Here is a 26,081-nt window from a genome sequence, read left to right as displayed (position 1 = left end):
GGCAGATGCGGGAAGCCTTTTTGTTATCCCAGGGCCTTCTCGAAGCAGACCTGCGTCTGGGTGGTGCCGCAGGCAAACTGGAAGGAGACACGGCCCGCCTCCTGGTAGCCCAGCTTCTCATAGAACTTCCGGGCGGGCAGGTTGCCCTCGTAGGTATCCAGGCGGACGGCCTTGCAGCCCATACCGGCGGCCAGGCCCTCGGCAAAGGCCATCAGATTCCGGCCCAGGCCATGGCGGGTGATGACGGGATGGACCGCCAGAGTGTGGACCACCAGCACCTCGCCCCGCTTGGCGGGAACGGTCCACGCCGCATTGGCGTATTCCGCGGGCTGGACCTGGTCGAACACGGCGCAGGAGGCCACGTCGCCCCCCTGAATGTCCACATAGAGGGTACCGGCCTTCCCGGCCTCCCGGGCGTCCTCCCGGAGGGGATAGACCCCACGCCGCCAGCTGGTATCGCACTGTCCGGTCTGTTCTTCCCGGCGGAAGATGGCGTCGTAGAGCTCTTCGATGCCGTCCAAATCGCTGGGGATGGCTTTACGTATCATAGGTGACACCCCTTTTTCTGGATGAGTTGCCTTTTTTCTTCCTCTCCAGTATAATGAAAGGACGCAAAAAAGTCAAATGAGAAACCGATGACCGGGGCACAGGCCCCAAAAGGAGCGATTTCATGTCCAAAACACTGGTGTTGGCGGAAAAACCCTCGGTGGGCCGGGAACTGGCCCGGGTGCTGGGCTGTACGAAGAGCGGCGAGGGCTGTCTGGAGGGTGCGGAGTACATCGTCACCTGGGCCCTGGGCCATCTGGTGGAGCTCTCCGCCCCGGAGGAGTACGACAAGGCGTGGCAGAAGTGGGACCTCCTCACTCTGCCCATGCTGCCCGAACCGATGAAGACGGCGGTCATCCCCCAGAGCGCCCGGCAGTTCCGGGCGGTGCGGGCCCTGCTCCACCGGGGGGATGTGAAGGAACTGGTCATCGCCACCGACGCGGGCCGGGAGGGGGAGCTGGTGGCCCGCTGGATCCTGGAGAAGGCCGGGTGGAAGGGTCCCACGAAGCGGCTGTGGATCTCCTCCCAGACCGACCGGGCCATCCGGGAGGGCTTTGCCCATCTGCGACCGGCCGCGGAGTATGACAATCTCTTCTACTCCGCCCGGGCCCGGAGTGAGGCCGACTGGCTGGTGGGCCTCAATGTGACCCGGGCCCTCACCTGTAAGTATAACGCCCAGCTCTCCGCCGGGCGGGTGCAGACCCCCACCCTGGCCCTCATCGTGGACCGGGAGGAGGCCATCCGCTCCTTCCGGCCCCGGGAGTTTGACACCCTCCAGATCCGGCTGGAGGGCTTCACCGCCACCTGGCGGGACGGGCAGGGACAGGCCCGTATCTTCGACCGGGAGAAAGCCCGGGCCCTGGCCGGGCGTCTGGCGGGGAAGGAGGCGGTCATCCGCTCCCTCCAGCGCAAGCGCCGGGAGGTTCCGCCCCCTGCCGCCTACGACCTCACGGAGCTCCAGCGGGACGCCAACCGGAAGTACGCCTATTCGGCGAAAGAGACCCTGTCCATGATGCAGTCCCTCTATGAGAACCACAAGGTGCTCACCTATCCCCGTACCGACTCCCGCTACATCTCCCAGGACGTGGTGCCCACCCTGCCCGAGCGCATCACCTCGGTGGCGGTGGACGAGTACCGGGACCTGGCCCTCTCCATCCGGCGGCAGCGGCCCCTCCAGACGAAATATTTAGTGAACGACGCCAAGGTCTCCGACCACCACGCCATCATCCCCACCGAGGAGCAGGTGGAGCTCTGGCGGATGTCAGGGGGCGAGCGCAACATCTACGATCTGGTGGTGCGGCGCTTCCTGGCGGTTTTGCTCCCGCCCTGTGTGTATGAGGAGGTCCGCCTCACCCTGGAGGTGGACGGCGAGACCTTTACCGCCCGGGGAAAGGTGATGGTGGAGCCGGGCTGGCGCGCCGCTTATGACCGCTCCTTCTCAGACCTGGACCAGGAGGAGGACGAGGACGAGCGGGAGCAGGCCCTTCCGGTTCTGCGGGAGGGGGAGCGCTTCCCGGTGGGCGAGGTGCGCCTGCGCCCCGGACAGACGGCGCCCCCGGCCCGGTACACCGAGGCCACCCTCCTCACCGCCATGGAGCACCCGGGAAGCCAGGTGGAGGACCGGGAGGAGAGCCGTATCCTGGAGGAGACGGGCGGTCTGGGCACCCCGGCCACCCGGGCGGACATCATCGAGAAGCTCTTCTCCTCCTTCTATGTGGAGCGGCGGGGGAAGGAGATCGTCCCCACCTCCAAGGGCGTCCAGGTGGTGAAGCTGGCTCCCGCCGACCTGCGCTCGGCAGCCCTGACGGCCCGGTGGGAGGGCCGCCTGGGGGCCATCGCCCAGGGCAAGGAGCGGGAGGCCCACTTTGTGGAGGAGATGCGGCAGTACGCCAGCCACCTGGTGAGCGAGGTCAAGGCCAGCGACGCCTCCTACACCCACGACAACCAGACCCGGACCCCCTGCCCCGACTGCGGGAAGTACCTGCTGCGGGTCAAGACCAAGCGGGGGGAGATGCTGGTGTGCCCCGACCGGGAGTGCGGCTACCGCCGGAGTGTGAAGCAGACCACCAATGCCCGCTGTCCCAACTGCCACAAGCGGATGGAGCTGCGGGGCGAGGGGGAGAAGCAGATGTTTGCCTGTGTGTGCGGCTACCGGGAAAAGCTCTCCGACTTCAAAAAGCGCCGGGAAAAGGCGGGGGGCGGTAAGCGGGATGTGCGCCGCTACCTGGAGCAGCAGGCCCGGCAGGAGGAAACGGGGAACTCCGCCCTGGCCGCCCAGCTGGCCAAGTGGATGGAACAGAATCGATCGTAACGAGAGAAGAAGCGAAATGACAGGAGGTGTTCTGCGTGCAGCAACGACTGGCACAGGAGTTTTCCTTTCCTGAGCTGCTGCGCTTTGCCTTTCCGTCCATCGTGATGATGGTCTTTGTATCCCTGTATACCATCGTGGACGGATTGTTCGTATCCAATTTTGTGGGACCGGAGGCCGTGGCCGCCCTGAACCTGGTCTACCCGGTCCAGGGCGTGGCATTGGCCATCGGCATCATGTTTGCCACCGGCGGCAGCGCACTGGTGGCCATCCGGATGGGCCAGGGGCGCAATGAGGAGGCCCGCAGTGCCTTCACCCTGATTTTAGTGACCTCGGTCACCCTGTCACTGGCGGTGACCGTGCTGACGCTGACCAATCTGGAGTCCCTCTGCCGCTGGCTGGGCGCGGAGGGGGAGACGCTGGTTTACAGCGAGGTCTATCTGGGCACTCTGATCTGCTTTATCCCGGTGGGCGCCATCCAGCTCTTCTTTCAGAGCTTTTTTGTGACGGCGGGGCGCCCCAAGCTGGGGTTGGTCATGAACATCGGGGCGGGCGTCTTCAACATCGTGTTTGACTACCTGCTGGTGGTGCCCGGCGGGATGGGAGTGCAGGGAGCCGCCCTGGCCACCGGCGGAGGCTACTGCATCCCGGCCATCGGCGGACTCATTTTCTTCTGGCGCAACCGGAACGGCCTGTGCTTCCGGCGGCCCAAATGGGACGGCCGTCTCCTGCTCCAAACCTGCGCCAACGGCTCCTCGGAGATGGTGACCAACCTCTCCAGCTCGGTGACTACCCTGCTGCTGAACTTCTACACCCTGCGCTTTGCCGGGACCGACGGGGTGGCGGCCATCACGGCGGTCTTTTACTGCCAGTTCCTGATGACCTCCATGTTCATGGGCTTTTCCATGGGCGTGAGTCCGGTGATCTCCTACCACTACGGGGCGGAGAACCGGGATTATCTGCGGCGCACGGTGCGGCGGTGCGGCAGCTTTGTGCTCCTCTCCTCGGCAGCAGTGTGGGTCATCTCCCTTCTGGGGGTCACCGGGATCGTCAGCGCCTTTTTCCGGCCGGGTACGGCGGTCTTTGCCATGGCGGTGCGGGGCTTCCGCATCTTTGTGACAGGATTTTTGGGCGCGGGGATCAATATTTTTGCCTCGGCCCTCTTTACCGCCATCGGAGACGGCAAGACCTCTGCTCTCATCTCCTTTTCCAGGACCCTCTTTTTTGAGGTGCTGGCCATCGTAGTGCTGGGATATTTCTTTCAGATGGACGGAGTTTGGATAGCCGTCCCGGCGGCCGAGTTCATCACCGTGGGCGTGGTGGGCCTGTGCACCATAAGACTCCGGCGGGAGAACCTGCTCTGATCGAAACACAGAAAAGAACGGCCCCTCAGCAGAAGCAAGTTGCTCTGCTGAGGGGCCGTTTTGCGTCTTATTGCAGGTGTTCCGGGCCGAAGGACATGGGGAGAAGCTCTTCCAGCGTGGTCTCGATGACCTCCTCCTCACTGCGGGCGATATAGACCTTCATCCCGGGCAGGGCAAATTCCCGCAGGAATTGCCGGCAGATGCCGCAGGGATAGGCATAGCCCCGCTCCTCCGGAGGGGCGTCCTCGGGGAAACCGGCCACGGCGAGGGCGGAAAAGCGCTGCTCGCCCTCATAGACCGCCCGGAGCGCAGCGGTGCGCTCGGCGCAGATGGTGCCGCCGTAGGAGGCGTTTTCCACGTTGCAGCCCTGATAGACCTTCCCGGAGGAAGTCAGAAGGGCGGCCCCCACGCGGAAGTGGGAGTAAGGGACATAGCTGTGCGCCCTGGCCTCCAGGGCCAGGCGTACCAGTTCCTGCTTGTTCATAGAGCGCTCCTTTCGTCGATGGCGTGCAAACTCCTGCCGATTAGCCGGGAGGCCAGGTCATATCCCGTCCTGCCAGCACATGGAAGTGCAGGTGGTGGACGGACTGGCCGGCCTGCTCGCCGCAGTTGGAGACCACACGGAAGTCGGTGATCCCCAGGTCATGGGTCACCTTGGAGATGACCTCGAAGATATGGGCCACCACCGGGGCGTTCTCCCCGTTGATCTCCCCGCAGGAGCCGATGTGGGCCTTGGGAATGACCAGGAAGTGGGTGGGAGCCTGGGGGTCGATGTCGTAGAAGGCATAGACCTGTTCGTCTTCATAGACCTTGTTGGACGGGATCTCGCCCGCCGCGATCTTGCAGAACAGACAATCGCTCATAGAATAACCCTCCTTTGAACAGAAGATGGATGGGGGAAAGGACGCTTACAGTCCCAGCTTACCCGCGACGAAGTCGTCCACCGCGGCCAGGGCGTCATGCCCCATGACCAGAGGCCATGGGGACCCCGGATCGGAGTACTGCACGGGGCGAGTGAATCGCCCCGGCATCAAGGTTTTGCACCGGTTGGTGCAAAACGCTTGGAACGCCGCAGGGGCGGCGGGGCTGGATGACGCCCCTGCGGCAGAGTAGGAAGCGTGTGTCTTACAGTCCCAGCTTACCGGCGACGAAGTCGTCCACCGCAGCCAGGGCGTCATGCCCCATGACCAGAGGCCATGGGGACCCCGGATCGGAGTACTGCACGGGGCGAGTGAATCGCCCCGGCATCAAGGTTTTGCACCGGTTGGTGCAAAACGCTTGGAACGCCGCAGGGGCGGCGGGGCTGGATGACGCCCCTGCGGCAGAGTAGGAAGCGTGTGTCTTACAGTCCCAGCTTACCGGCGACGAAGTCGTCCACCGCAGCCAGGGCGTCATCCAGCTTGAGCACGTTGGAGCCGCCGCCCATGGCGGAGTCGGGCTTGCCGCCGCCCTTGCCGCCGCAGATGGCGGTGACGTGCTTGATGATGTCGCCGGCCTTGACGCCCTTCTGGACGGCCTCCTTGCCGCAGACGGCCAGGAAGGTGATCTTTTCGCCGTTGACGGAGGAGAGCACGGCCACCACGTTGGGCTGCTTGTCCCGGAGGAGGTCGCCCATCTGGCGCAGCTTGTTGGCGTCGGCGTCGGGCAGGGTGGCGGTGAGGACCTTCAGCTCGCCCACACTGTGGCCGCCCAGCAGGAAGCGCTCGGTCTCACCGGCGGCCTCCTTGGCCTTGTACTTCTCCACCAGGTGGCGCATCTGGCGCAGCTCCTCCATGGTCTGCTCCGCCTTCTCCCGCAGCTCGCCGGGCTTGGTCTTGAGGATGGCAGCGGCCTCAAAGAGCCGCTCCTGGTTGCGGTTCATGATCTCCAGGGACTTCAGGCCCGTGGTGGCCTCGATACGCCGCACGCCGGAGGCCACGGAGAACTCGCTGTTGATGTGGAACACGCCCACCTTGGCGGTGTTGTCCAGGTGGGTGCCGCCGCAGAACTCCACGGAGTAGCCGCCCATGTCCACCACGCGCACGGTGTCGCCGTACTTCTCACCGAAGAGGGCCTTGGCGCCGGTCTTTTTGGCCTCGTCCAGGCTCATCTCGTTGGTGACCACGGGATAGCCGTGGAGGACCGACTGGTTGACCAGCTCGGAGACCTTGCCCAGCTCCTCGGGAGTCATGGCGGAGAAATGGGTGAAGTCAAAGCGGAGGAAGTCGGGCTCCACCAGAGAGCCGGCCTGGTTGACGTGGTCGCCCAGGACGATCTCCAGCGCCCGCTGGAGCAGGTGGGTGGCCGAGTGGGCACGGGCCAGGGCCTGGCGGCGCTCCACATCGATGGAGGCGGTCACGGTGTCTCCCACCTTCAGGGCGCCGGCCTTGACCACGCCGGTGTGCATATACTTGCCGCCCTTGTTCTTCTGGACATCGTGGACCTCGAAGAGGGCGGAGTCGGTCTTGATGACGCCGTGGTCGGCGATCTGGCCGCCCATCTCCGCGTAGAAGGGGGTCTGATCCAGCACCACGATGGCCTCGGCGCCGGTGCCCACCTCGTCCCGCAGCTCTTCCTCAGCCACCAGAGCCAGGATCTGGCCCTGGGCCTCGGTCTGGGTATAGCCCACAAACTGGGTGGCGGGCATGTCCTTGCCGAACTCGATGCCGGCCCAGCCCAGGTCGCCCAGCGCCTCACGGGCCTTGCGGGCGCGGACACGCTGCTCCTCCATGAGGGCCTTGAAGCCGGCCTGGTCCACGGTCATGCCGGCCTCTTCCACCATCTCGATGGTCAGGTCGATGGGGAAGCCGTAGGTATCGTACAGCTTGAAGGCGTCGGCGCCGGAGAAGACGCTCTCCCCCTTCTCCTTGTGACCGGCGAGCATATCGTCAAAGATGCGCATGCCGCCGTCGATGGTCTTGGCGAAGTTCTCCTCCTCCACCCGGATGATCTTGGTGATATAGGCCTGACGCTCCCGCAGCTCGGGGTAGTGGCCCTCGTTCTCCTGGATGACGGTGTCGCAGACCGTGTAGAGGAAGGGATCGTTCACGCCCAGGAGCTTGCCGTGGCGGGCAGCCCGGCGGAGCAGGCGGCGCAGCACGTAGCCCCGGCCCTCGTTGGAGGGGAGCACACCGTCGCAGATCATGAAGGTGGCGGAGCGGATGTGGTCGGTGATGACCCGGAGGGACACGTCCTTCTCCCGGCTCTGGCCGTAGCTGGCGCCGGTGATCTCGGTGACCTTGTTGGTGATGTTCATGACGGTGTCCACGTCGAAGAGGGAGTCCACGTCCTGGCACACCACGGCCAGGCGCTCCAGGCCCATGCCGGTGTCGATGTTCTTCTGCTTGAGCTCGGTGTAGTGGTTCTCGCCGTCGTTGTCGAACTGGGAGAACACCACGTTCCAGACCTCCATATAGCGGTCGCAGTCACAGCCCACCGTGCAGCCGGGCTTGCCGCAGCCGTACTTCTCGCCGCGGTCGTAGTAGATCTCGGAGCAGGGGCCGCAGGGGCCGGAGCCGTGCTCCCAGAAGTTGTCCTCCTTGCCGAACTTGAAGATGCGCTCGGCGGGGATGCCGATCTCCTCGTTCCAGATGCGGAAGGCCTCGTCGTCGGCGGGGGTGGTCTCATTTCCGGCAAAGACGGAGGGGTAGAGACGGTTGGGGTCCAGGCCCACCCACTCGGGGGAGGTCAGGAACTCCCAGGCCCAGTGGATGGCCTCCTTCTTGAAGTAATCGCCGAAGGAGAAGTTGCCCAGCATCTCGAAGTAGGTGCCGTGGCGGGCGGTGTGGCCGATGTTCTCGATGTCGCCGGTGCGGATGCACTTCTGGCAGGTGGTCACACGGTGACGGGGGGGCTCCTGCTCGCCGGTGAAGAAGGGCTTCATGGGCGCCATGCCGGAGTTGATGAGGAGAAGGCTGGCGTCATTCTGGGGGATGAGGGAAAAGCTGGGGAGACGGAGATGGCCCTTGGTCTCAAAGAACTTGAGGAACATCTCGCGGAGTTCGTTGACTCCATACTGCTTCATGGGAAGGACCTCCAAAGAAAAGATATGGGTGGGATGAAAAAACCGCCCCTGGCGCTGGCCAGGGGCGGAAAAGTTCCACGGTACCACCCTGATGATCCCCCGATCGGGGACCTCTCATTCGCCCGGTAACGGGGGCGGGACGTTCCGTTCGTCGCGGACGGCTCAGGAGTGGCGTGCGAAATCCGGTCCGCCGAGGGCTTGCACTCTCCCCTCTCGCTTCCAGACGCCGGAATTCCGCTTGGCTCCGTCAAAGCCTTACAACTTGATTACGGAGTAATTTTATCACACTTTTCCACAATGTCAACCGTTGAATTGCACACATCAGGAACGGTGCAGGAGCGCCAGCAGGCTGCTCTCCCGGCGGGCGGCGGAGAAGCGCTGCCCGGTGAGGAGGTAGCAGACCACCGGAATGGAGGCGGCGATACTCACTCCCACCACGCACCCGGCCAGAATGGCCAGATAGAGGAGCACCTGGTCGGGGATGGTATCTACCGTGTCGTGGAGGAGGACATACCAGAGATGCTGCATCAGGTTGATGGCCTTGGGGTGGGCCAGGTAGACCCCGAAGGAGATACCGGAAAAATAGGTCATTACCCGCCCGCTCTCCCGCTGGGAGAGGTAGGAGCGGGCCAGCAGGAAGAGAACCACCGAGAGCAGGGCGGCAAAGAGATTGAGATAGCTCTTGAAGGTCTCGTCATAGACGCCGGAAGAATCGGTGCGCCAGGCGGTCCCGGCGGCGATGAGGATATAGAGGACCCCTGCCGCGGCCCAGAGCGTCCGGCGGGAGGGGAGATGCTCCATGCGCTCCAGCGCGGCCCCCAGGAGAAAATAGCCCAGATAGCCGCCCAGAAAGATCAGGTTGAAGCTCCCGTGCTCGGTCAGGGCAGTACGCCAGAACCCCTCGGGGAGGAAGGCCCGCAGGGTGTGCAGACCCAGCACCAGCACGAACCAGAGCCCCAGCAGATACCGCCACAGAACCGGGGTGAGCCCGTCGGCCATCTTTTTCAGAAGGGGAGCCAGCAGGTACATGGGCACCAGCGCGTAGAGGAACCAGTAGGGGACCACCACCGGATTGTGCAGGAGATTGCCCAGCAGGGAGGCGGCTCCCGCCGGGTCGCCCCGGGCGGTGAGCAGGATGATGAGCCCCGACCAGGCCAGCAGGGGGAGGAGGATCTTGGGCAGGCGTTTTTTCAGCACCACGCCGGGATCGGCGGTCTCGGGCCGGGACAGGAGCAGGGCCCCCGAGAGCATGAAGAAGAGGGGAACGGCGGTGGTGGCCAGGGCGGTGATAAGGTTGGAGAAGTGCCACACCGCCGCGTTTTCCGGATGGCGCAGGGCCCCCGCCGCCGTGTGGAGATAGACCACGCCGAACATGGAGAGCACCCGCATCAGATCATAGTCAAAGCGGCGCTTGACGGTCACGGTTCACTCACCTGCCTTCTCAGAAGAGAGAGCGCGGGAGCAGGGTGGGGGAGCTGGAGGGTGAACTTCATCTGCGGGGTGCGGGGCTCCTCTAGGGGGAAGCCGTCGGCGTCTGCCATGACCGGGACCTGGAAGGAGACCGGCTCCAGACCGGGGCCGATGAGCTCCAGGGTGTCCCCGGCGCGGAACTTGTTGCGCAGAGAGCACACCGCCCGGCCGTCGGGGGCGCAGGAATCCACCACGGCGCAGACCTGGTAATCCCGGATGTAGCGGGCGTCCTCGGTGAACTGACCCGGCTGGCCGAACCAGAAGCCGGTGGAGTAGTGGCGGTGGCTCACCTTTTCCACTTCATCCCGCCACACGGAGGAGAGGGGCACACCGGCCTGGGCCGCGTCCACCGCGTGGCGGTAGGCGCTGGTGATGACGGCGGCGTAGTAGGCCGACTTGGCCCGGCCCTCGATCTTGAGGGAGTCCACCCCCGCCTCCATCAGCTCCGGGATGTGGTCGATCATGCACATGTCCCGGCTGTTCATGATGAAGGTCTCGCCGTTCTCCTCGTAGACGGGGAAGTATTCGCCGGGGCGCTTTTCCTCCATCAGGGCGTATTTATAGCGGCAGGGCTGGGCACAGGCGCCCCGCTGGGCGTCCCGGCCCGTCATGTAGTTGGAGAGCAGGCACCGGCCCGAGTAGCTCACGCACATGGCGCCGTGGACAAAGGCCTCGATCTCCAGCGCCTTGGGCGTCTTGGCGCGCAGCTCGGCCACCTCCTCCAGGGAGAGCTCCCGGGCCAGGATGACCCGGTCGGCCCCCAGATCGTGCCAGGCCCGGGCCACTTCGTAATTGGTGACCCCTGCCTGGGTGGAGACGTGGCGCTTGAGGCCGGGGGCGTGCTTTCCGGCCAGGGCGAACACGCCCAGATCGGCCATGATGACGGCGTCCACCCCGGCGTCCGCGATGAGCTCCAGCCAGGCGGGGAGCCGGCTTACCTCATCGTTGCGGGGCATGGTGTTGCAGGTCACATGGACCTTGACGCCCCGGGCGTGGCAGAAGGCCACCGCCTCCCGGAGCTGGTCGGGGGTAAAGTTGCCGGCGAAGGCCCGCATACCGAAGTCACTTCCGGCCAGATAGACCGCGTCGGCGCCGTAGGTCACGGCCATGCGCAGGCGCTCCATATCTCCGGCGGGGGAGAGCAGTTCGATTGACATAGTACCATCCTCTCTGTTTCTTGTGGTGCAGGAAGAACGGCGGACACGGCTGGCCGTGTCCGCCGTAGACTGTCGACAAAGAATACTGCTGCGATTTTAGCTGTAAATGCCTCGCAGAGTTCCGCCGTCCGCAGACGGCGGAAGAAAGTTCAGATCCGTTTTTTCCGAGGACATGTGCCTTGGAAAAAACACGTCTCAGCCCACAAGCGTGCGCGCTTTGCGCGTGCGACGCAGGGGGCTGCATCTCCTCTCAAAAATGCCTGCATTTTTGAGAAGCGTGTCGAAGCATTTCGACACACAGCGGCGGACACGGCTGGCCGTGTCCGCCGCTTGAGCGCAGTGGTGCGTGTTACTGGGAGGTCTGATAGCGCTCCTGGCTGGCGATAAAGCGCTGATGCTCCTTGTAGGTCTTGAAGAAGGAGTGGGTGCCGTCATCGCCCAGGGCGTAGTAGTAATAGTTGGTATCCGCGGGGTAGAGGGCAGCGCGCAGGGCGTCAATGCCGGGACAGGAGATCGCCGTGGGGGGCAGGCCCTTGTGGGTAGAGGTGTTGTAGGGCGTGTCCGCGTTGGTGTCCACCACGGTCCCGCCGGTGGCGTAGAGGATCGTGGCGTCGATGTTGAGGTAACCGGCGGTCTCGCTGGTGGGATTTTCAAGACGGTTATAGATGACCGAGGCGATCTTGGTCTGGTCGGTACCGTCGGTCTCCTTCTCGATCATGGAGGCGATGGTGACGATCTCTCCCACCGTGTAGCCGCGGTCGGCAGCGTCCTGCCGCATCTCGTCGGTAAACATCTCGTCAAAGCGCAGGATCATCTTGTTCAGGATCTGCAGGGGGTCACCGCCCATATAGAAGGTATAGGTATCGGGGAAGAGATAGCCCTCCAGCCGGTGGTAATCGCCGGTGGGCAGATCCTTGAGGAAGGAGTATTTGAACTGGTGGTTGGCCGCCTCCTCCTGGAGCTTGGCCGCCGTGGAGACCCCTTCCTTCTCCAGCAGGGCGAAGATCTGGTCCAGAGTCATGCCCTCGGTGATGGTGACTGTGACCTCTTTCCGGCTGGAAGAGCCCTTGCCCATGTTGCTGATGAGGGCGTGATAGTCCATATCGGTATCCAGCTCATAGGTGCCGGCGGTGATCTTATTGTCCTTCTCCGCGCCGGTAAAAGAGGCAAAGAGCTTGAAGAGAAATTTGTACTCGATCAGGCCGTTGTCCTTCAGGGTGTCGGCCACCTGGTCCAGGGAGGTATTTTCCTCAATGGTGACGGTGGCGGCGTGCTCGGGCTTATTGAGGGCCAGCACATCGCAGGCAGCCACCCAGCCCAACGCCGCCAGCAGCGCCGAGATGCCGATGACGAAGATCACATAGAGCATGGCTCCGTAGGGACCAAAGCGCCCCTTGCGCTTCCCTCTGGGGCGGTTGGGCCGGGAGGGGCCGGAATCCCGGGAGGGCGGTGTGGTGCGGGAGGATGCGGTGCTGCGGGAGCCGGAAGCAGACGAGGTCCGGCGGCGGGTCTCCCCCCCGCTCTGCAAGTGGGAGGGGGTATATCTGCGTCCCTGGACCCGCCGTCCCGGCGAGCGTTCATATTCCTGTGACATGGATTCAACTCCTAACTGTACCGCCGCGCCGGCGGGGCACGGCGGCCGGACCTCCGCCGGAGGGGCGGAGAAAACGGTGAAACGAGACCACGATCGGCATGCACCTGTGGCAGCCTTACCACATAGTATGGGTCAGTTCGGGCGAAGGCAAACCACCGACGCCCAGAAAAGGTGAGGTGTATCTACTTATGTGTGGAAACAACAATGGGTTTGGCGGCGGAAACTGCATGTGGATCGTGATCGTGATTCTGGTACTGTGCTGCTGCTGCGGTGGCGGCAGCGGGATGGGATGGAGCGGCAACAGCGGCGGTTGCTGCTGCGGCGGAAACCGGATGCATAACGGCTGCTGCGGCGAGAGCTGCTGCGGAGACAGCTGCTGCTGAGCGGAGAGCAGCCTGAAACAAGCGGGGAATTTCCCCGCTTGTTTCTTTTTGCATCAAAGGGCGGCGGGACCGAAGGTCTCCTCCTCGGTGAGGACCAGGTCCACCGGCGCATCGTGTTCCTCCCGGGGGACTGCATCCAGCAGGAAGCAGGACCGGCACAGGGCCACGGTAACGGCCTTCGTCTGGGGGAGATAGCGGTCATAGTAGCCGCCCCCCTGGCCCAGCCGGTAGCCCCGGCGGTCAAAGGCCAGGCCCGGGACCAAGACCAGATCGATCTCCCCGGGGGAGACCACGGGGCGGTCGGGCCCCGGTTCCAGCATGCCGTAGCGGTGGCGCACCAGCGGGAGGGACGGGTCGTAGACCCGTGCGTCCATGATTCCGGGCGCGTCGGCACAGCGGGGGAGGAGGAGCCGCTTGCCCCGGGCAATCAGCTGGGGCAGCAGGCGGAGGGTATCCAGCTCGGCCCCCATGCCGCAGTAGAGCAGCAGGGTGTCCGCCCGCTCCACGGCGGGAAGGGAGAGGAAGCGGGCAAAGAGGGCTTCATCGCTCTCATGCCGCTCCTCCGGCGTGAGGGCCTTCATCTGCGCGCGGATGGTCCGGCGCAGGGCGGCCTTTTGCTCATCCATGGTAGTGCACCGCCTGGGCTACGGCCTGGGCGGCGGGCGCGCCGGCCAGGACCTCGATCAGCTTGAGACCGAAGGGGAAGGCGGAACCAGCGGCCTGGGCGGTGACGATATGGCCGTCCACCACCACGCGGGCGCCCCGCTCCACCACGGAGGAGCCCATTTCATCCTCCATGCCGGGGTAGCAGACCGCCTTCCGGCGGTCCAGCAGGCCCATACCGGCCAGGATGGTGGGCGCAGCACAGATGGCGGAGAGCCAGATGCCCCGGTCATAGGCCCCCTGGATGAGGCCGAGGGCGGGGATGCTGTTCTGAATGACCTCCACACCGCCCAGTCCGCCGGGGAGAAGGAGCATCTTGGCCCGCTCCAGATCCACATCAGCCAGGGACAGGTCGGCGGCGACCTGGATGCCGTGGCCGCCGGTGACGGTCATGCCGTCCACGCCCACCAGGGCGGTCTCAATGCCGGCGCGGCGGAGCAGATCGGCGGGGACAAGCGCCTCGGCCTCTTCAAAGCCGGTGCCAAGCAGAATGTAAACCATAGGAAAACCTCCTCGTTTCGATTCAGGTTGGATCGGATACCATGGGGGAGAGGATCTCCCAGAGCTGATGGTGGAGCGACTCGATGGTGCGAAGGGAGCCGTCGGCCTCCGTACAGGGGATGACCTTCCACCCCAGCACCGGGGCGGCGGCCAGGGCCGTGCGGCGGCACAGGGCCAGATACTCCGGGTCCACCTCGTGGATGTCGCCGGAGGTGTGGGTGCTGGCCTCCCGGCTGCGCAGGAGGGTCAGGGCCTGCTGGGTGGGCATGTCCAGATAGAGCACCAGATCGGCCCGGGGGAGCCCCAGCTTGGTGTGCTCAAAGTCATCCAGCCAGCGGAAAAACTCCTCCCACTGGTGGGGAGGCAGCTTGCAGGCCTGGTGGACGGCGTTGGAGGTGCTGTACCGGTCGGAGAGAACCAGTCCGCCCCCCTCATAATAACTCCCCCACACCTTTTTCCAGGAGGCGTAGCGGTCCACCGCGAAAAAGGCGGAGGCGGCATAGGCGTTCACGTCGGAGGGGTGGGTGCCGAACTCCCCGCCCAGATACATCCGGATGAGGGCGGAGGAGGGCTCGCTGTACTGCGGAAAGACCAGACGCTGGAAGGGACGGCCCTCCTGCTCCATCCGCTGACACAGACGGGCAAACTGGGTGGACTTGCCCGAGCCGTCGGTCCCTTCGAATACAATTAGTTTACCAGACAATGAGGATTCCTCCCATTTACTTGCCGCGCAGGCGCGCCCCCGCCGCCTGGAAGAGGACCAGGGGGAGCTTGGCCATGCGGTTGATGCGCTTGGGATCTTTGATGAGACGGTAGAGCCACTCCATCCCGGCCTTCTGCCAGGCCTCGGGGGCGCGCTCTGTCTGTCCGGCGAACACGTCCAGCGCGCCGCCAAGGCCCACCATAAACTTGGCGCCGGTGGCGGGGCCGTTCTGCGCCATCCAGAGCTCCTGCTTGGGCGCGCCCAGGCAGACCAGGACCACGTCGGGCTCCGCCTCCCGCACGGCCTGGATGACGGGCGCATCCTCCTTGAAATAGCCGTCATGGGTGCCGCACACGGTCAGGCCGGGGTGCCGCTGGCGCAGGTTGACGGAAGCCATCTCGGCGATGCCGGGCTTGGAGCCCAGCAGGAATAGCCGCTTGCCGTGCTGTGCCATCCAGGCCATGAGCCCGTCGGCAAAATCGATGCCCGGGACCCGTCCGTTCAGCGGACGCCCCAGGATCTTGGAGGCATAGACCACGCCGATGCCGTCGGGCATGGAGAGGTCGGCCTGATTGAGCACGGTGCGGAAGGCCTCGTTTTTCTGAGCGGCCAGCAGGAATTCGGGGTTGGGTGTGACGGCATAGTGGAACCCGCCGGCCTCGATGAGGGAAGCGGCGGTATGGACCATCTCCTCGGGGGAGAGGGTGTCGAAGCCCACACCCAGTATGTCAGTTTTCAAAATAAAAGACCTCCGATAAGGATCATTTTGTGCTCCCCATTGTAACACAACCGCCGGGAGAAGTCTATGAAAAAACCATTAAGACCGGCGCACCAGCGGGAAAACAGGGCTTGACAAGGGAGAGGAAGGTCATTATAATGAATATAACCTTGGACCGAGAGGTATTTTTTTAAACCTCTTTACTTTAGCACATAAAAGCATAAGTGTGCTAAAGCGAACCATGAGATGATGGAGGAGCTTGCAATGAAATATCTGCCGAAATTGACTGCCATGGCGCTCTCCGTGGCGATGGCGGCCTCCCTGGCCGCCTGTTCCAGTTCCGATCCGTCCGCCTCTCCCGCCCAGAGCGCGGGGGGAGACACCGGTACCCAGGGTGGGCAGGACAGCTACACCATCGGCGTGTGCCAGCAGATGCAGCACGAGGCGCTGGATGCGGCCACGCAGGGCTTCCAGGACGCCCTGAAGGAAAAGCTGGGCGACCAGGTGGAGATCAAGGTGGAGAACGCCTCGGGCGACTCCAATAACTGCAATACCATCGTGGGCAGCTTTGTCTCCAACGGCGTGGATCTCATCATGGCCAACGGCACCACCGCCCTCCAGGCGGCGGCCTCTGCCACCGAGGATATTCCCATTCTGGGCACCTCCATCACCGAGTACGGCGTGGCCCTGGGCCTGAACGACTTTGACGGGGTCACCGGCTTCAACGTCTCGGGCACCTCCGATCTGGCCCCGCTGGATGAACAGGCCGCCATGCTCCAGACCTGGTTCCCCGACGCGGAAAAGGTGGGCCTGCTCTCCTGCTCCGCCGAGCCCAACTCCGCCTATCAGGTCAGCGCGGTGCAGGGCTATCTGGAGGAGATGGGCTATACCTGCACCAGCTACACCTTCTCCGACTCCAATGATCTGGCGGCTGTGGCCGAGTCGGCCTGTGCCGCCGAGGATGTCCTCTACATCCCCACCGACAACACCGCCGCCCAGAACGCCGAGCTGATCGGCAACATCGCCCTGGCGGCCAAGACCCCCATCATTGCCGGTGAGGAGGGCATCTGCCGCGGCTGCGGCGTGGCCACCCTGACCATCAGCTACTATGACATCGGCTACGCCACCGGCGAGATGGCCTATGAGATCCTGGTCAACGGCAAGGATCCCGCCGAAATGGCCATTGAGTACGCGCCCCAGTTCACCCCCAAGTACAACCCGGCCATCTGCGAAGAGCTGGGCCTCACCCCGCCCGAGGGATATGAGGCGATCGAGTAATCTGTCCCCCGCATAAAATCCAAAAGCAGCGGAACGTCCGTTTCCGCTGCTTTTGGGCGCATTTCCGCGATTTAAGGAGGAGATCATCTGTGGACATCACAGCCTTATTCAATATGATGCCGGGAGCGGCCGCCCAGGGACTCATCTGGGGCATCATGGCCATCGGCGTCTATCTGACCTATAAAATCCTGGACGTGGCCGACCTGACGGTGGACGGCACCATGTGCACCGGCGGCGCCGTCTTTATCATGCTCACCATGGCGGGGGTCCCCATGCCCCTGGCCCTGCTGGGCTCCTTCCTGGCCGGTATGCTGGCCGGACTGGCCACGGGATTTTTCCACACTGTGTGCGGCATTCCCGCCATCCTGGCCGGCATCCTCACCCAGCTGGCCCTCTACTCGGTCAACCTGCGCATCATGGGACAGGCCAACCAGCCCATCAGCTTCCGGAACTATGATCTGCTGGTGTCCTCCCGCAATGTGAAATCCCTCAGCCTGGAAAACCCCATCCTCATCGGGGTGATTTTTGCGGCGGTCATCATCGCCCTGCTCTACTGGTTTTTCGGCACCGAGCTGGGCTGCTCTCTCCGGGCCACGGGTGCCAACGCCAACATGGCCCGGGCCCAGGGCATCAACACCAATGTGGCCAAGGTGCTGGGCCTGATGCTCTCCAACGGTCTGGTGGCCCTCTCCTCGGCGCTGCTGGCCCAGTACCAGGGCTTCGCCGACGTGAACATGGGCCGGGGCGCCATCGTCATCGGTCTGGCCGCCGTCATCATCGGCGAGGTGCTCTTCTCGAAGATCTTCCACAACTTCGCCCTGCTGCTGCTCAGCGTGGTCATCGGCTCGGTGCTCTACTATGTGGTGTACAATGTGGTCATCTGGCTGGGCCTGAACACGGACGACATGAAGCTCATCACCGCCCTGATCGTGGCCCTCTTCCTGAGCATCCCGTACTGGAAGGGGAAGTACTTCTCCAAATCCGCCAAGAAAGGAGCGGCCAGCCATGCTTGAGATCAAAGGGGTCTGTAAGACCTTTAACGCGGGCACCGTCAATGAGAAGCGGGCCCTCAATCACCTCACCCTCACCCTGAACGACGGGGATTTCGTCACGGTCATCGGCGGAAACGGCGCCGGTAAGTCCACCATGCTCAACGCGGTGGCCGGGGTATTCCCGGTGGATGAGGGCACCATCACCATTGACGGGGTGGATGTGACCCGCCTGCCCGAGCACAAGCGGGCGTCCTACATCGGCCGGGTGTTCCAGGACCCCATGATGGGAACGGCGGCCACCATGCAGATCGAGGAGAACCTGGCTCTGGCGGCCCGGCGGGGCAAGCGCCGGGGCCTGCGGGTCGGCATCACCGGAAAGGAGCGCGCCGAGTACCGGGAGCTCCTCAAGATTTTGGACCTGGGCCTGGAGGACCGTCTGACCTCCAAGGTGGGTCTGCTCTCGGGCGGCCAGCGGCAGGCTCTGACCCTGCTGATGGCCAGTCTGGTCCGCCCCAAGCTCCTGCTCCTGGATGAGCACACGGCTGCACTGGACCCCAAGACGGCGGCCAAAGTGTTGGATACCACCGAGAAGATCGTCCACCGGGACAACCTTACCACCCTGATGATCACCCACAACATGAAGGACGCCATCGCCCACGGCAACCGCTTGGTGATGATGTATGACGGCCATATCGTGCTGGATATCTCTGGGGAGGAGAAGAAGCGCCTGACGGTGGAGGACCTGCTGGAACAGTTCACCAAGGCCAGCGGCGAGGAGTTTTCCAGTGACCGCGCCCTGCTCTCCTGATCAAACAGAATAAAACCGACCCGCCGCAGAGAAATGCTCTGCGGCGGGTCTTTCTATCTTAAGGGATAATTCGAAGGGGTGAGCGGTATACTACCTCCACAAGGAGGTGGTTTTTCATGAGCGAAGTCAATGCCGATGGGGTCCTGATCAACCCGCAGGAGGCCCTGCTCCAGCAGGTGCAGCACCGGACCAATGCCCTGATGGCCCGTCGTCCGGACGGAATGGAAGAGGATGAGATGGTCACCGGCGTACAGGCGGCCAACGGCCAGTGCGCCGGAACCGTGGGCGGAGTCCATCTGCCTGCCGGGCAGCAGGCACACCGGAGTGAAAAAAAGGGCCGGGACCGCGGCTGACCGAGTCGGCGGAGGCCCTTTCGGAGGGACCGTCTGTCATAGAGAGGGCCTCCGCCGCATATAGATGCCACAGAGTAAAAACCTGGAATTTATACGCAGGAGTGTGGCAGACATGCAAATCAACTGGAATGAAAATCAGGCCCTGCTGCGGGGGACCGCAGCCGAGGCTCCCGTCTATTCCCATACCAACCACGGCATGGAGTATGAGGCCTTTCCCCTGATGGTACGCAGGCTCTCCGGGGCGGAGGACCGGGTCAACGTCATCGTCTCCCGGGCACTGCTCCAACAGCATCCTGTCCAGGCCGGGCAGGAGGTGGAGATCGAGGGGGAGGTCCGCTCCTTCAATAACAAGAGCGGGAAGGGAAGCCGGCTGGTCATTACCCTGTACGCCCGGCAGCTGCGGGAGGGCGTGGGAGAGCACTGCAACGATCTGGTCCTGGCCGGGGCCATCTGCAAGCCGCCGGTCTTTCGGCGCACCCCCATGGGGCGGGAGATCTGCGATCTGCTGCTGGCCGTCAACCGGCGCTACGGCCGGGCGGACTATCTGCCCTGTATCGCCTGGGGAGCGCTGGCCCGCCGCTGCGCGGAGCTGTCCGTGGGGGATGCCATCCGGCTGGAGGGGCGCTTCCAGAGCCGGACCTATACGAAAGTGGAGCAGGGGGAGACCACCCAGCGCATCGCCTACGAGATCTCCGTCATGCAGCTGGAGCCGGTGGAAGCCATCGAATAGAATACATAGCAGCGCGCAGTCCCGTCCGGGGCTGCGCGCTTTTTTGCGGCTGGGACTTGACAATTGTGTATATGGCATATATACTGTATATGTCGAGTATATACAGTATGACAGAGGTGCGCCATGGATATCATCATTCGCAATACGGGAGAGGTCCCGATCTACGACCAGATCACCCGCCAGATCAAGAGCCTGATCCTGAAGGGAGAGCTCCGGGAGGGGGAGGCGCTGCCCTCCATGCGTCTGCTGGCCCGGGAGCTGCGGATCTCGGTCATCACCACCAAGCGGGCCTATGAGGAGCTGGAGCGGGAGGGATTTCTCACCACGGTCCCCGGAAAGGGCTGCTTTGTGGCCCCCCGCAATCTGGAGCTGGTGCGGGAGGACGCCCTGCGCCGGGCGGAAGAACACCTGGGCGCGGCGGTGGAAGTGGCGCGGACCGGGGGCATCACGCTGGAAGAGCTGATGCAGACACTGACCATTCTGTACGAAGGGGAGGAAGCCTGATGAACTATGAGAATGCCATTGAGATCGAACATCTGACCAAGGATTACGGCAGCTTCCGGCTGGACGATGTGACCCTGGCGGTGCCGGGAGGGACCATCCTGGGCCTCATCGGGGAGAACGGCGCGGGAAAGTCCACTACCATCAAGTGCATCCTGAATCTGGTCCGGCGGGACGCCGGGGAGATCCGGATCTTTGGGATGGACAACCGGAAGGAGGAGCGGGCAGTCAAGGAGCAGGTGGCGGTGGTACTGGACGAGTGTCCGTTCCATGAGCTCCTCACGCCCCACATGGTGGAGACCATCCTCTCCGGCGCCTGCCCCGGCTGGGACAGCAAGCGGTTCCACAGCCTGCTGGGGGAGTTTGAGCTGCCCGAGAAAAAGCTGGTGAAGGAATTTTCCCGGGGCATGAAGATGAAGCTCTCCATTGCCGCGGCGCTGGCCCGCAATCCGCGCGTGCTTCTGCTGGACGAGGCCACCAGCGGGCTGGATCCGGTGGTGCGGGACAGGATCCTGGAGCTCTTTCTGGATTTCGTCTCCGATGAGTCCCATGCCGTGCTGCTCTCCAGCCACATCACCAGCGATCTGGAGAAGGCGGCGGACTATGTGGCCTACCTGCACCGGGGAAAGCTGGTGCTCCAGGGGGCCAAGGATGAGCTTCTGGACGAGTATGGCCGTCTGGCCTGTACCCGGGGAGAGATGGACCGGGTGGACCCCGCCTTCCTGGTGGGCCGGCGGGAGAGCGCCTTCCAGTGCGAGGCGCTGGTGCGGGACAAACGGGAGTTCCGCCGCCGCTACCCGGAGCTGGCGGTGGACCCGGTGAGTCTGGAGGATTTGATGGTATTTACGGTGCGAGGTGACAGAGCATGATGGGATATGTGCGGAAAGATTTTCTCCTGATGCGCAAGCAGATGCGGACCTACGGCGTGATTCTTCTGGTCTATGGGGCCATCAGCGCCGCCGGTGTGTGGGAGTCCTACATCCTCTCGGGCTTTGTGGTGCTGGTGACCCTGATGTGCCCCCTCTCGGCCATGGCCTTCGATCAGGTCTCCCGGTGGGACAGCTATGCCTGCACCCTGCCCGGCGGGGCCAGGAACGCGGTGCGGGGGCGCTATGTCTATACGGCGGTCATCGCCCTCGGGAGCGTGCTGATCTGCGGCGCGCTGTGCCTGCTCATTCATGCGTTTGGCCTGCTGAGCGACGATCCGCTCGAGATGGTGGCCGCCACGGTGACAACCGGGTTGGTGAGTCTGCTGATGGCCAGCATCACCCTTCCGCTGTGCTACCGGTTCGGCGTGGAGCGGGGGCGCACCCTGATGACGCTGGTTTTTGTAGTTGCCTTTGTGGCCATTGTGGGGAGCGCGGGCTTCCTGTTCCCGGCCATCGGCGCGGAGGAGCGCCTCCAGGAGAGCGCAGCCGCTTTGGCGGTTGGCCTGATTCTGGTGACCGTGGCGGCCTACTTCATCTCCTGCCGCATCTCGCAGCGCATCTATGCCCAAAAAGAGTGGTAATACGACGCTTTAACAGGAAGACAGCCCGGAATGCACAGGCATTCCGGGCTGTCTTTGTTTATTCGTTTTTCTTTTGCGGGCTTACAGCTTGCTCAGATCCCGCACGGGGACATCCCAGATGTCCCGGGCGTAATCCCGGATGGAGCGGTCGGCGGCAAAGATGCCGGAGCGGGCCACATTCATCAGGGACATCTGGTTCCACTTCTTGCGGTCCAGATAGGTGTCGGCCGCCTTCTTCTGGGCGTTGCGGTAGCTGTCAAAGTCGGCCAGGAGCAGATACTCGTCGGCCGGGCAGCCGTCTCCGAAGAGCAGGCGCTTTGCCAGGTCGTTGTAGCTCACGCCATCCTGGAAGCCCTGGGCCAGAGCATCCACCACGGCGCGCAGGTCATTGTTGTGCATATAGTACTCGTAGGAGTGGTAGCCCTTGGCCTTGAGCTCGCTGACCTCGTGGGCCTTGAGACCGAAGAGGAAGATATTCTCATCCCCCAGGACCTGGTGCATCTCCACGTTGGCGCCGTCCAGGGTACCGATGGTCACGGCGCCGTTCATCATGAACTTCATGTTGCCGGTGCCGCTGGCCTCCTTGCCGGCGGTGGAGATCTGCTCGCTCAGCTCGCTGGCGGGCATGAGCTTCTCGGCCAGAGAGACCCGGTAGTTCTCCAAAAAGACCACCTGGAGCTTATCCTTGCAGATGGGATCGGCGTTGATGGTGGCGGCCAGGGAGTTGATGAGGTGGATGATCCGCTTGGCCACATAGTAGCCGGGGGCGGCCTTGGCGCCGAAGAGGTAGACCTTGGGGACGATCATGAAATTGGGATCTTCCTTCAGGTGCTGGTACTCATAGATGATGTGCAGCACGTTGAGGAGCTGGCGCTTATACTCGTGCAGACGCTTGACCTGTACGTCAAAGACGGCGTCGGTGTTGAGGATGATGCCGCTCTCCCGGGCCACATAGGAGGCAAAGGCCTTCTTGTTGGCCTGCTTGATGGCGTCCAGGCGCTCCAGCACGGCGCTGTCGTCCTTGTACTTCTCCAGGCCAGAGAGGGCGTCGGGATCCAGAAGATAGCGGTCCCCGCCGCAGCACTCCTTGATGAGGGCGTCCAGCTGGGGGTTGCACTCGCTGAGCCAGCGGCGGTGGTCGATGCCGTTGGTGACATTCTTGAATTTGCCGGGGGTGCGCAGATAGGCGTCGTGGAAGACCTCCCGCTTGAGGATATCCGAGTGGAGGGCGGACACGCCGTTGACGGCAAAGCAGGCGCAGATGCACAGGTTGGCCATGCGGACGTCGCCGCCCCAGATGATGGCCATGCGCTCCACCTTGGACATATCCCCGTGGAAGTAGGTGGTCAGCTCGGCCTGATAGCGGTTGCTGATCTCCACGATGATCTGCCAGATCCGGGGCAGCAGGTCGATGACCAGCTGCTGGGGCCAGCGCTCCAGCGCCTCGGCCAGAACGGTGTGGTTGGTATAGGCCACCGTGTGGGTGACGATGTTCCAGGCCTCATCCCAGCCGTAGCCCTCCTCGTCCAGCAGGATGCGCATGAGCTCGGGGATGACCAGGGTGGGGTGGGTGTCGTTGATCTGAATGACGTGCTTCAGATGGAAGTTGCGCAGGGTGCCGTACTCGGCCCGGTGCTTGCGCACGATGGACTGGATGGTGGCAGAGACAAAGAAATACTGCTGCTTGAGACGCAGAGACTTGCCCTCGTAGTGATTGTCCTCGGGATAGAGGATCTTGGAGATGGACTCGGCCAGGGCCTGACGCTCCACCGCCTTGAGGTACTCGCCCCGGGAGAAGAGGGACATATCCACCGGCTGGGGGCTCTTGGAGTCCCACAGGCGGAGCACATTGCCGTGTTCCGTGCCGTAACCCGCGATCTCCATGTCCTTGGGCACGGCCAGGACCGAGTCATAGCCGGTGTGGCGGATGGAGTGGTGTCCGTGCTCATCCCACACGTCCTCCACGCGGCCGCCGAAGCGCACCTCTTCCACCTCGTCCATCTTGGGGATGAGCCAGGCGTCGCCCAGACCCAGCCAGTTGTCGGGCAGCTCCACCTGCTGGCCGTCCACGATCTTCTGCTTGAAGATGCCCAGCTCATAGCAGATGGAATAGCCGGTGGCGGGAATATCCAGGGTGGTCATGGAGTCCAGATAGCAGGCGGCCAGACGGCCCAGACCGCCGTTGCCCAGGCCGGCGTCCGGCTCAGACTCAAAGAGCTCCGGAGCGGAGAAGCCCAGGCCCTCGATGGCCTCCTTCAAAGGCTCCAGCACGCCCAGGTTATAGGCGTTCTTCATCAGGGAACGGCCCATCAGAAATTCCAGGGAGAGGTAATGGACCTGGCGGGCGTGACTGCGGGTGGTCCGATCCTGGGTCTGCATCTGCCGCTCGGACATGATGTCACGCAGGACCAGAGCGCAGGCCTTGAACATGTGCAGGCTGGTGGCCTCATCCACATCCCGGCCGAAGTTGCGGCGGAGCTTACCAGTGATGAGAGCCATCAGCTCTTTTTTGGTATAAGTGTGCATGGAATGTTTCCTCCAAAATCTCAGCGTTCCCGGAAGACGGCAAAAGCCTGCGGGCCAGGGAATCCGGGCCCGCAGGCTTACAGGGTATCATATGCCGGTCGACGGGTCTGTGACCTTAGCCGTTCCGCTGGAATACCGGCGGAGCGGTAAGGGGATCAGTGAATACGAAGGGACGTTATTCGGATTTTGCGGCCTTCCGGGCGGCACGGCTCTTCTTGCTGCCGCCGGTCTTTTTCGTGCTGCGGCGGGCCGGAGTTTTTTTGGCGGGAGCGGGCTCGGCCACGGGCTCCTCAGCGGCGGGAGCGGGCTCGGCCACGGGCTCCTCAGCCACGGGAGCGGGTTCAGCCGCAGGCTCCTCGGCGGCGGGAGCGGGCTCGGCCACGGGCTCCTCAGCGGCGGGAGCGGGCTCAGCCGCAGGTTCCTCCTCAAAAGGGACCGGCTCCTCCTGCTCGGCGGGATTGGTAAAGCCCGTGACCCAGTAGTAGACCTGGAGGTAGTCCTGGGCGGACTGGTTCCAGGAGAAGTCGGCGGTCATGGCATTGCGCTGGAGGGCCTGCCAGGCCTCCTTGCCGTTGTAGTAGAGATTGACCGCTTCACCCAGCACCCAGGTCATATCGTGGGCGTTGATGTCGGCGAAGGTAAAGCCGTTGGCGTGCTCGGTGCCGTTGGGACGCACGGAATCCCGCAGGCCGCCGGTCTCCCGGACCACGGGCAGGGTGCCGTAGCGCATGGCGATCATCTGAGACAGGCCGCAGGGCTCGGCGATGCTGGGCATGAGGAAGAGGTCCGCGCCGCCATAGATGGCGGTGGAGAGGGCGCCCGAGTAGAGGATGTTGGCCGAGAAGCGGCCGGGATACTGGGCCTGCGCGTGGCGGAAGGCCTCCTCAAAATTCCAGTCGCCGGTGCCCAGGACCACCATCTGCACATCCATGGCCATGATGTCGTGGATGGCGGAGGCCACCAGCTCAAAGCCCTTGTGCTTGACCAGGCGGGAGATGCAGGCGATGATGGGGATATTGGGGTCCTGCCGCAGGCCGACGGCCTGCTGGAGGGCGGCCTTACAGGCGGCCTTGCCGGAGAGGTCGTCGGGCGAGAAGTTGGCGGCCAGGCCGTGATCGTGGGCGGGATCGTACAGCGCGGTGTCGATGCCGTTCAGGATACCGCGCAGCTTGTGGCGGTTGTCGGCGATGACGCCCTCCAGACCGTGGGCGTAGAAGGGATACTGGAGCTCGCCGGCATAGGAGGGGGAGACGGTGGTGACATAGTCGGAGGCGTAGATGGCCCCCTTCATCAGGTTCACATCTCCGTGGTAGGCCAGCATATGCTCGTGGAAATAGCCGGAGTTGAGACCGAACAGATCCTCCAGCAGCTCCTTTCCGTAGCGGCCCTGGTACTCGATGTTGTGGATGGTAAAGACAGACTTGGTCCCATAGAGCTGGGGCACACGGGTGCGCTCCTCCAGCAGATAGATGGGAGCCAGGGCGGTCTGCCAGTCATTGGCGTGGATCACATCGGGGTGCCAGTCCAGGTGGGCGGGGGTCTCCACCACGGCACGGGAGAAGAAGGCGAAACGCTCGGCGTCGTCATAGTGGCCGTAGAGGCCGGAGCGCTTGAAGTAGTACTCGTTATCCACGAAATAATAGGTCACGCCGTCCCGCTTGAGCTCAAAGATGCCGCAGTAGGGCGTGCGCCAGGCCAGGATCACGTGGAAATTGAAGAGATAGGTCATCTGGTCGCGCCACTCCTGGCCGATCCCCTCGTAGAGGGGGAGGATGACGCGCACATCATGGCCGGCCGCGGCCAGCGCCTTGGGAAGACTGCCCGCCACATCGGCCAGGCCGCCTGTTTTAATAAAAGGGGCGACCTCAGAGGAAGCAAAGAGAATGTTCATATGGGGCAAAGACTCCTTTCACACAGTTCAACTGCCCATTCGGAACAATGGGAATTTCACAATGGGTGGAGACTGCTGTTAT

At 63.6% G+C, this 26,081-nt stretch carries 25 protein-coding genes and 1 pseudogene; 11 read left to right on the top strand and 15 right to left on the bottom strand.

The window, feature by feature from the left end; genetic code table 11:
• Positions 1 to 23: 23 nt before the first annotated feature.
• Positions 24 to 548 (bottom strand): GNAT family N-acetyltransferase, encoded by a 525-nt coding sequence (locus tag I2C21_RS12680; protein WP_101691141.1) that lies wholly within the window; start codon positions 546 to 548, stop codon positions 24 to 26.
• A 122-nt stretch (positions 549 to 670) separates the two neighbouring features.
• On the opposite strand from I2C21_RS12680, the gene I2C21_RS12675 reads away from it, so the two are divergent.
• Together I2C21_RS12675 and I2C21_RS12670 are read left to right on the top strand one after the other, a co-directional pair.
• Positions 671 to 2,857, top strand: a complete 2,187-nt coding sequence (locus tag I2C21_RS12675) for a DNA topoisomerase III (RefSeq protein WP_195279431.1) — start codon at positions 671 to 673, stop codon at positions 2,855 to 2,857.
• Between the two features lie 35 nt (positions 2,858 to 2,892).
• A complete protein-coding gene (locus I2C21_RS12670) occupies positions 2,893 to 4,218 on the top strand; it encodes an MATE family efflux transporter (protein ID WP_193537162.1) in 1,326 nt (441 codons plus the stop codon).
• Positions 4,219 to 4,285: 67 nt separating this feature from the next.
• Here I2C21_RS12670 and I2C21_RS12665 read toward each other — a convergent pair.
• From I2C21_RS12665 to mltG, 8 genes and pseudogenes are all read right to left on the bottom strand, one after another.
• Positions 4,286 to 4,723 (bottom strand): annotated as a pseudogene (locus tag I2C21_RS12665) (cytidine deaminase); the annotation flags it as partial.
• A 19-nt stretch (positions 4,724 to 4,742) separates the two neighbouring features.
• Positions 4,743 to 5,081 (bottom strand): histidine triad nucleotide-binding protein, encoded by a 339-nt coding sequence (locus tag I2C21_RS12660; RefSeq protein WP_101691145.1) that lies wholly within the window; start codon positions 5,079 to 5,081, stop codon positions 4,743 to 4,745.
• A 45-nt stretch (positions 5,082 to 5,126) separates the two neighbouring features.
• Entirely contained in the window at positions 5,127 to 5,249 is a 123-nt protein-coding gene (locus tag I2C21_RS17665; protein ID WP_286167292.1) for a hypothetical protein, read from the bottom strand.
• A 94-nt stretch (positions 5,250 to 5,343) separates the two neighbouring features.
• A complete protein-coding gene (locus I2C21_RS17660; protein WP_286167292.1) occupies positions 5,344 to 5,466 on the bottom strand; it encodes a hypothetical protein in 123 nt (40 codons plus the stop codon).
• Positions 5,467 to 5,560: 94 nt separating this feature from the next.
• Complete coding sequence (gene alaS, locus I2C21_RS12655) at positions 5,561 to 8,221, bottom strand: alanine--tRNA ligase (RefSeq protein WP_195279429.1); 2,661 nt, start codon at positions 8,219 to 8,221, stop codon at positions 5,561 to 5,563.
• Between the two features lie 321 nt (positions 8,222 to 8,542).
• Complete coding sequence (locus I2C21_RS12650) at positions 8,543 to 9,643, bottom strand: acyltransferase (protein ID WP_353654814.1); 1,101 nt, start codon at positions 9,641 to 9,643, stop codon at positions 8,543 to 8,545.
• The gene (locus tag I2C21_RS12645; RefSeq protein WP_195279428.1) at positions 9,640 to 10,848 is read right to left on the bottom strand and encodes a peptidase U32 family protein; all 1,209 of its coding nucleotides are present in this window, start codon (positions 10,846 to 10,848) and stop codon (positions 9,640 to 9,642) included. The genes I2C21_RS12650 and I2C21_RS12645 overlap by 4 nt, the downstream gene beginning before the upstream one ends.
• 349 nt (positions 10,849 to 11,197) lie before the next feature.
• Positions 11,198 to 12,442, bottom strand: a complete 1,245-nt coding sequence (mltG, locus tag I2C21_RS12640) for an endolytic transglycosylase MltG (RefSeq protein ID WP_101691148.1) — start codon at positions 12,440 to 12,442, stop codon at positions 11,198 to 11,200.
• Between the two features lie 188 nt (positions 12,443 to 12,630).
• Between mltG and I2C21_RS12635 the strand changes: the two genes are divergently transcribed.
• On the top strand, positions 12,631 to 12,825 hold the full coding sequence (locus I2C21_RS12635; RefSeq protein ID WP_101691149.1) for a hypothetical protein: 195 nt from the start codon (positions 12,631 to 12,633) through the stop codon (positions 12,823 to 12,825).
• 53 nt (positions 12,826 to 12,878) lie between these two features.
• Here the strand turns inward: I2C21_RS12635 and I2C21_RS12630 are convergent, their stop codons facing one another.
• The 4 genes from I2C21_RS12630 to I2C21_RS12615 are packed head-to-tail and all read right to left on the bottom strand — an operon-like array spanning position 12,879 to position 15,431.
• Entirely contained in the window at positions 12,879 to 13,451 is a 573-nt protein-coding gene (locus tag I2C21_RS12630; protein ID WP_193537151.1) for a 5-formyltetrahydrofolate cyclo-ligase, read from the bottom strand.
• Complete coding sequence (locus I2C21_RS12625; protein WP_186963317.1) at positions 13,444 to 13,989, bottom strand: DJ-1 family glyoxalase III; 546 nt, start codon at positions 13,987 to 13,989, stop codon at positions 13,444 to 13,446. Before I2C21_RS12625 ends, I2C21_RS12630 begins: the two co-directional genes overlap by 8 nt.
• A 22-nt stretch (positions 13,990 to 14,011) precedes the next feature.
• Complete coding sequence (locus I2C21_RS12620) at positions 14,012 to 14,692, bottom strand: dTMP kinase (RefSeq protein ID WP_186963316.1); 681 nt, start codon at positions 14,690 to 14,692, stop codon at positions 14,012 to 14,014.
• 16 nt (positions 14,693 to 14,708) lie between these two features.
• On the bottom strand, positions 14,709 to 15,431 hold the full coding sequence (locus tag I2C21_RS12615) for a WecB/TagA/CpsF family glycosyltransferase (RefSeq protein WP_101691153.1): 723 nt from the start codon (positions 15,429 to 15,431) through the stop codon (positions 14,709 to 14,711).
• 243 nt (positions 15,432 to 15,674) lie between these two features.
• On the opposite strand from I2C21_RS12615, the gene I2C21_RS12610 reads away from it, so the two are divergent.
• From I2C21_RS12610 to I2C21_RS12575, 8 genes are all read left to right on the top strand, one after another.
• On the top strand, positions 15,675 to 16,688 hold the full coding sequence (locus I2C21_RS12610; RefSeq protein ID WP_186963315.1) for an ABC transporter substrate-binding protein: 1,014 nt from the start codon (positions 15,675 to 15,677) through the stop codon (positions 16,686 to 16,688).
• Between the two features lie 113 nt (positions 16,689 to 16,801).
• A complete protein-coding gene (locus tag I2C21_RS12605; protein WP_101691296.1) occupies positions 16,802 to 17,701 on the top strand; it encodes an ABC transporter permease in 900 nt (299 codons plus the stop codon).
• Positions 17,694 to 18,488, top strand: a complete 795-nt coding sequence (locus I2C21_RS12600) for an ABC transporter ATP-binding protein (RefSeq protein ID WP_186963314.1) — start codon at positions 17,694 to 17,696, stop codon at positions 18,486 to 18,488. Before I2C21_RS12605 ends, I2C21_RS12600 begins: the two co-directional genes overlap by 8 nt.
• A gap of 116 nt (positions 18,489 to 18,604) precedes the next feature.
• On the top strand, positions 18,605 to 18,841 hold the full coding sequence (locus tag I2C21_RS12595; RefSeq protein ID WP_193537143.1) for a hypothetical protein: 237 nt from the start codon (positions 18,605 to 18,607) through the stop codon (positions 18,839 to 18,841).
• 112 nt (positions 18,842 to 18,953) lie between these two features.
• Positions 18,954 to 19,571: a single-stranded DNA-binding protein gene (locus tag I2C21_RS12590; RefSeq protein WP_235964234.1), complete on the top strand. Its 618-nt coding sequence runs from the start codon at positions 18,954 to 18,956 to the stop codon at positions 19,569 to 19,571.
• Between the two features lie 123 nt (positions 19,572 to 19,694).
• On the top strand, positions 19,695 to 20,075 hold the full coding sequence (locus tag I2C21_RS12585; protein WP_193537139.1) for a GntR family transcriptional regulator: 381 nt from the start codon (positions 19,695 to 19,697) through the stop codon (positions 20,073 to 20,075).
• Positions 20,075 to 20,941 (top strand): ABC transporter ATP-binding protein, encoded by an 867-nt coding sequence (locus I2C21_RS12580; protein ID WP_195279427.1) that lies wholly within the window; start codon positions 20,075 to 20,077, stop codon positions 20,939 to 20,941. The genes I2C21_RS12585 and I2C21_RS12580 overlap by 1 nt, the downstream gene beginning before the upstream one ends.
• Positions 20,938 to 21,582 carry an ABC-2 transporter permease gene (locus I2C21_RS12575; RefSeq protein WP_101691160.1) on the top strand — a complete coding sequence of 215 codons (645 nt, stop codon included), beginning with the start codon at positions 20,938 to 20,940 and terminating at the stop codon, positions 21,580 to 21,582. Before I2C21_RS12580 ends, I2C21_RS12575 begins: the two co-directional genes overlap by 4 nt.
• Positions 21,583 to 21,663: 81 nt before the next feature.
• Here the strand turns inward: I2C21_RS12575 and I2C21_RS12570 are convergent, their stop codons facing one another.
• Together I2C21_RS12570 and glgA are read right to left on the bottom strand one after the other, a co-directional pair.
• Positions 21,664 to 24,108, bottom strand: a complete 2,445-nt coding sequence (locus tag I2C21_RS12570) for a glycogen/starch/alpha-glucan phosphorylase (protein ID WP_101691161.1) — start codon at positions 24,106 to 24,108, stop codon at positions 21,664 to 21,666.
• Between the two features lie 175 nt (positions 24,109 to 24,283).
• Positions 24,284 to 25,999: a glycogen synthase GlgA gene (glgA, locus tag I2C21_RS12565; RefSeq protein ID WP_195279426.1), complete on the bottom strand. Its 1,716-nt coding sequence runs from the start codon at positions 25,997 to 25,999 to the stop codon at positions 24,284 to 24,286.
• Positions 26,000 to 26,081: the final 82 nt, after the last annotated feature.

It is taken from the genome of Clostridium sp. J1101437_171009_A5, from assembly GCF_015547905.1.
GTDB classification, from domain to species: domain Bacteria; phylum Bacillota; class Clostridia; order Oscillospirales; family Oscillospiraceae; genus Pseudoflavonifractor_A; species Pseudoflavonifractor_A gallinarum.
Note: the sequence above shows the minus strand (reverse complement) of the source record. Positions and strands in the feature narration are given on the sequence as shown.

What these genes read in the sequence shown, in the direction of transcription:
- I2C21_RS12635 (WP_101691149.1), top strand. Translation starts at nt 12,631, where the DNA reads ATGTGTGGAAACAACAATGGGTTTGGCGGCGGAAACTGCATGTGGATC.
- I2C21_RS12585 (WP_193537139.1), top strand. Translation starts at nt 19,695, where the DNA reads ATGGATATCATCATTCGCAATACGGGAGAGGTCCCGATCTACGACCAG.
- I2C21_RS12580 (WP_195279427.1), top strand. Translation starts at nt 20,075, where the DNA reads ATGAACTATGAGAATGCCATTGAGATCGAACATCTGACCAAGGATTAC.
- I2C21_RS12595 (WP_193537143.1), top strand. Translation starts at nt 18,605, where the DNA reads ATGAGCGAAGTCAATGCCGATGGGGTCCTGATCAACCCGCAGGAGGCC.
- I2C21_RS17665 (WP_286167292.1), bottom strand. Translation starts at nt 5,249, where the DNA reads ATGCCGGGGCGATTCACTCGCCCCGTGCAGTACTCCGATCCGGGGTCC.
- I2C21_RS12605 (WP_101691296.1), top strand. Translation starts at nt 16,802, where the DNA reads ATGATGCCGGGAGCGGCCGCCCAGGGACTCATCTGGGGCATCATGGCC.
- mltG (WP_101691148.1), bottom strand. Translation starts at nt 12,442, where the DNA reads ATGTCACAGGAATATGAACGCTCGCCGGGACGGCGGGTCCAGGGACGC.
- I2C21_RS12600 (WP_186963314.1), top strand. Translation starts at nt 17,694, where the DNA reads ATGCTTGAGATCAAAGGGGTCTGTAAGACCTTTAACGCGGGCACCGTC.
- I2C21_RS12645 (WP_195279428.1), bottom strand. Translation starts at nt 10,848, where the DNA reads ATGTCAATCGAACTGCTCTCCCCCGCCGGAGATATGGAGCGCCTGCGC.
- alaS (WP_195279429.1), bottom strand. Translation starts at nt 8,221, where the DNA reads ATGAAGCAGTATGGAGTCAACGAACTCCGCGAGATGTTCCTCAAGTTC.
- I2C21_RS12610 (WP_186963315.1), top strand. Translation starts at nt 15,675, where the DNA reads ATGAAATATCTGCCGAAATTGACTGCCATGGCGCTCTCCGTGGCGATG.
- I2C21_RS17660 (WP_286167292.1), bottom strand. Translation starts at nt 5,466, where the DNA reads ATGCCGGGGCGATTCACTCGCCCCGTGCAGTACTCCGATCCGGGGTCC.
- I2C21_RS12675 (WP_195279431.1), top strand. Translation starts at nt 671, where the DNA reads ATGTCCAAAACACTGGTGTTGGCGGAAAAACCCTCGGTGGGCCGGGAA.
- glgA (WP_195279426.1), bottom strand. Translation starts at nt 25,999, where the DNA reads ATGAACATTCTCTTTGCTTCCTCTGAGGTCGCCCCTTTTATTAAAACA.
- I2C21_RS12680 (WP_101691141.1), bottom strand. Translation starts at nt 548, where the DNA reads ATGATACGTAAAGCCATCCCCAGCGATTTGGACGGCATCGAAGAGCTC.
- I2C21_RS12625 (WP_186963317.1), bottom strand. Translation starts at nt 13,989, where the DNA reads ATGGTTTACATTCTGCTTGGCACCGGCTTTGAAGAGGCCGAGGCGCTT.
- I2C21_RS12570 (WP_101691161.1), bottom strand. Translation starts at nt 24,108, where the DNA reads ATGCACACTTATACCAAAAAAGAGCTGATGGCTCTCATCACTGGTAAG.
- I2C21_RS12630 (WP_193537151.1), bottom strand. Translation starts at nt 13,451, where the DNA reads ATGGATGAGCAAAAGGCCGCCCTGCGCCGGACCATCCGCGCGCAGATG.
- I2C21_RS12590 (WP_235964234.1), top strand. Translation starts at nt 18,954, where the DNA reads ATGCAAATCAACTGGAATGAAAATCAGGCCCTGCTGCGGGGGACCGCA.
- I2C21_RS12660 (WP_101691145.1), bottom strand. Translation starts at nt 5,081, where the DNA reads ATGAGCGATTGTCTGTTCTGCAAGATCGCGGCGGGCGAGATCCCGTCC.
- I2C21_RS12575 (WP_101691160.1), top strand. Translation starts at nt 20,938, where the DNA reads ATGATGGGATATGTGCGGAAAGATTTTCTCCTGATGCGCAAGCAGATG.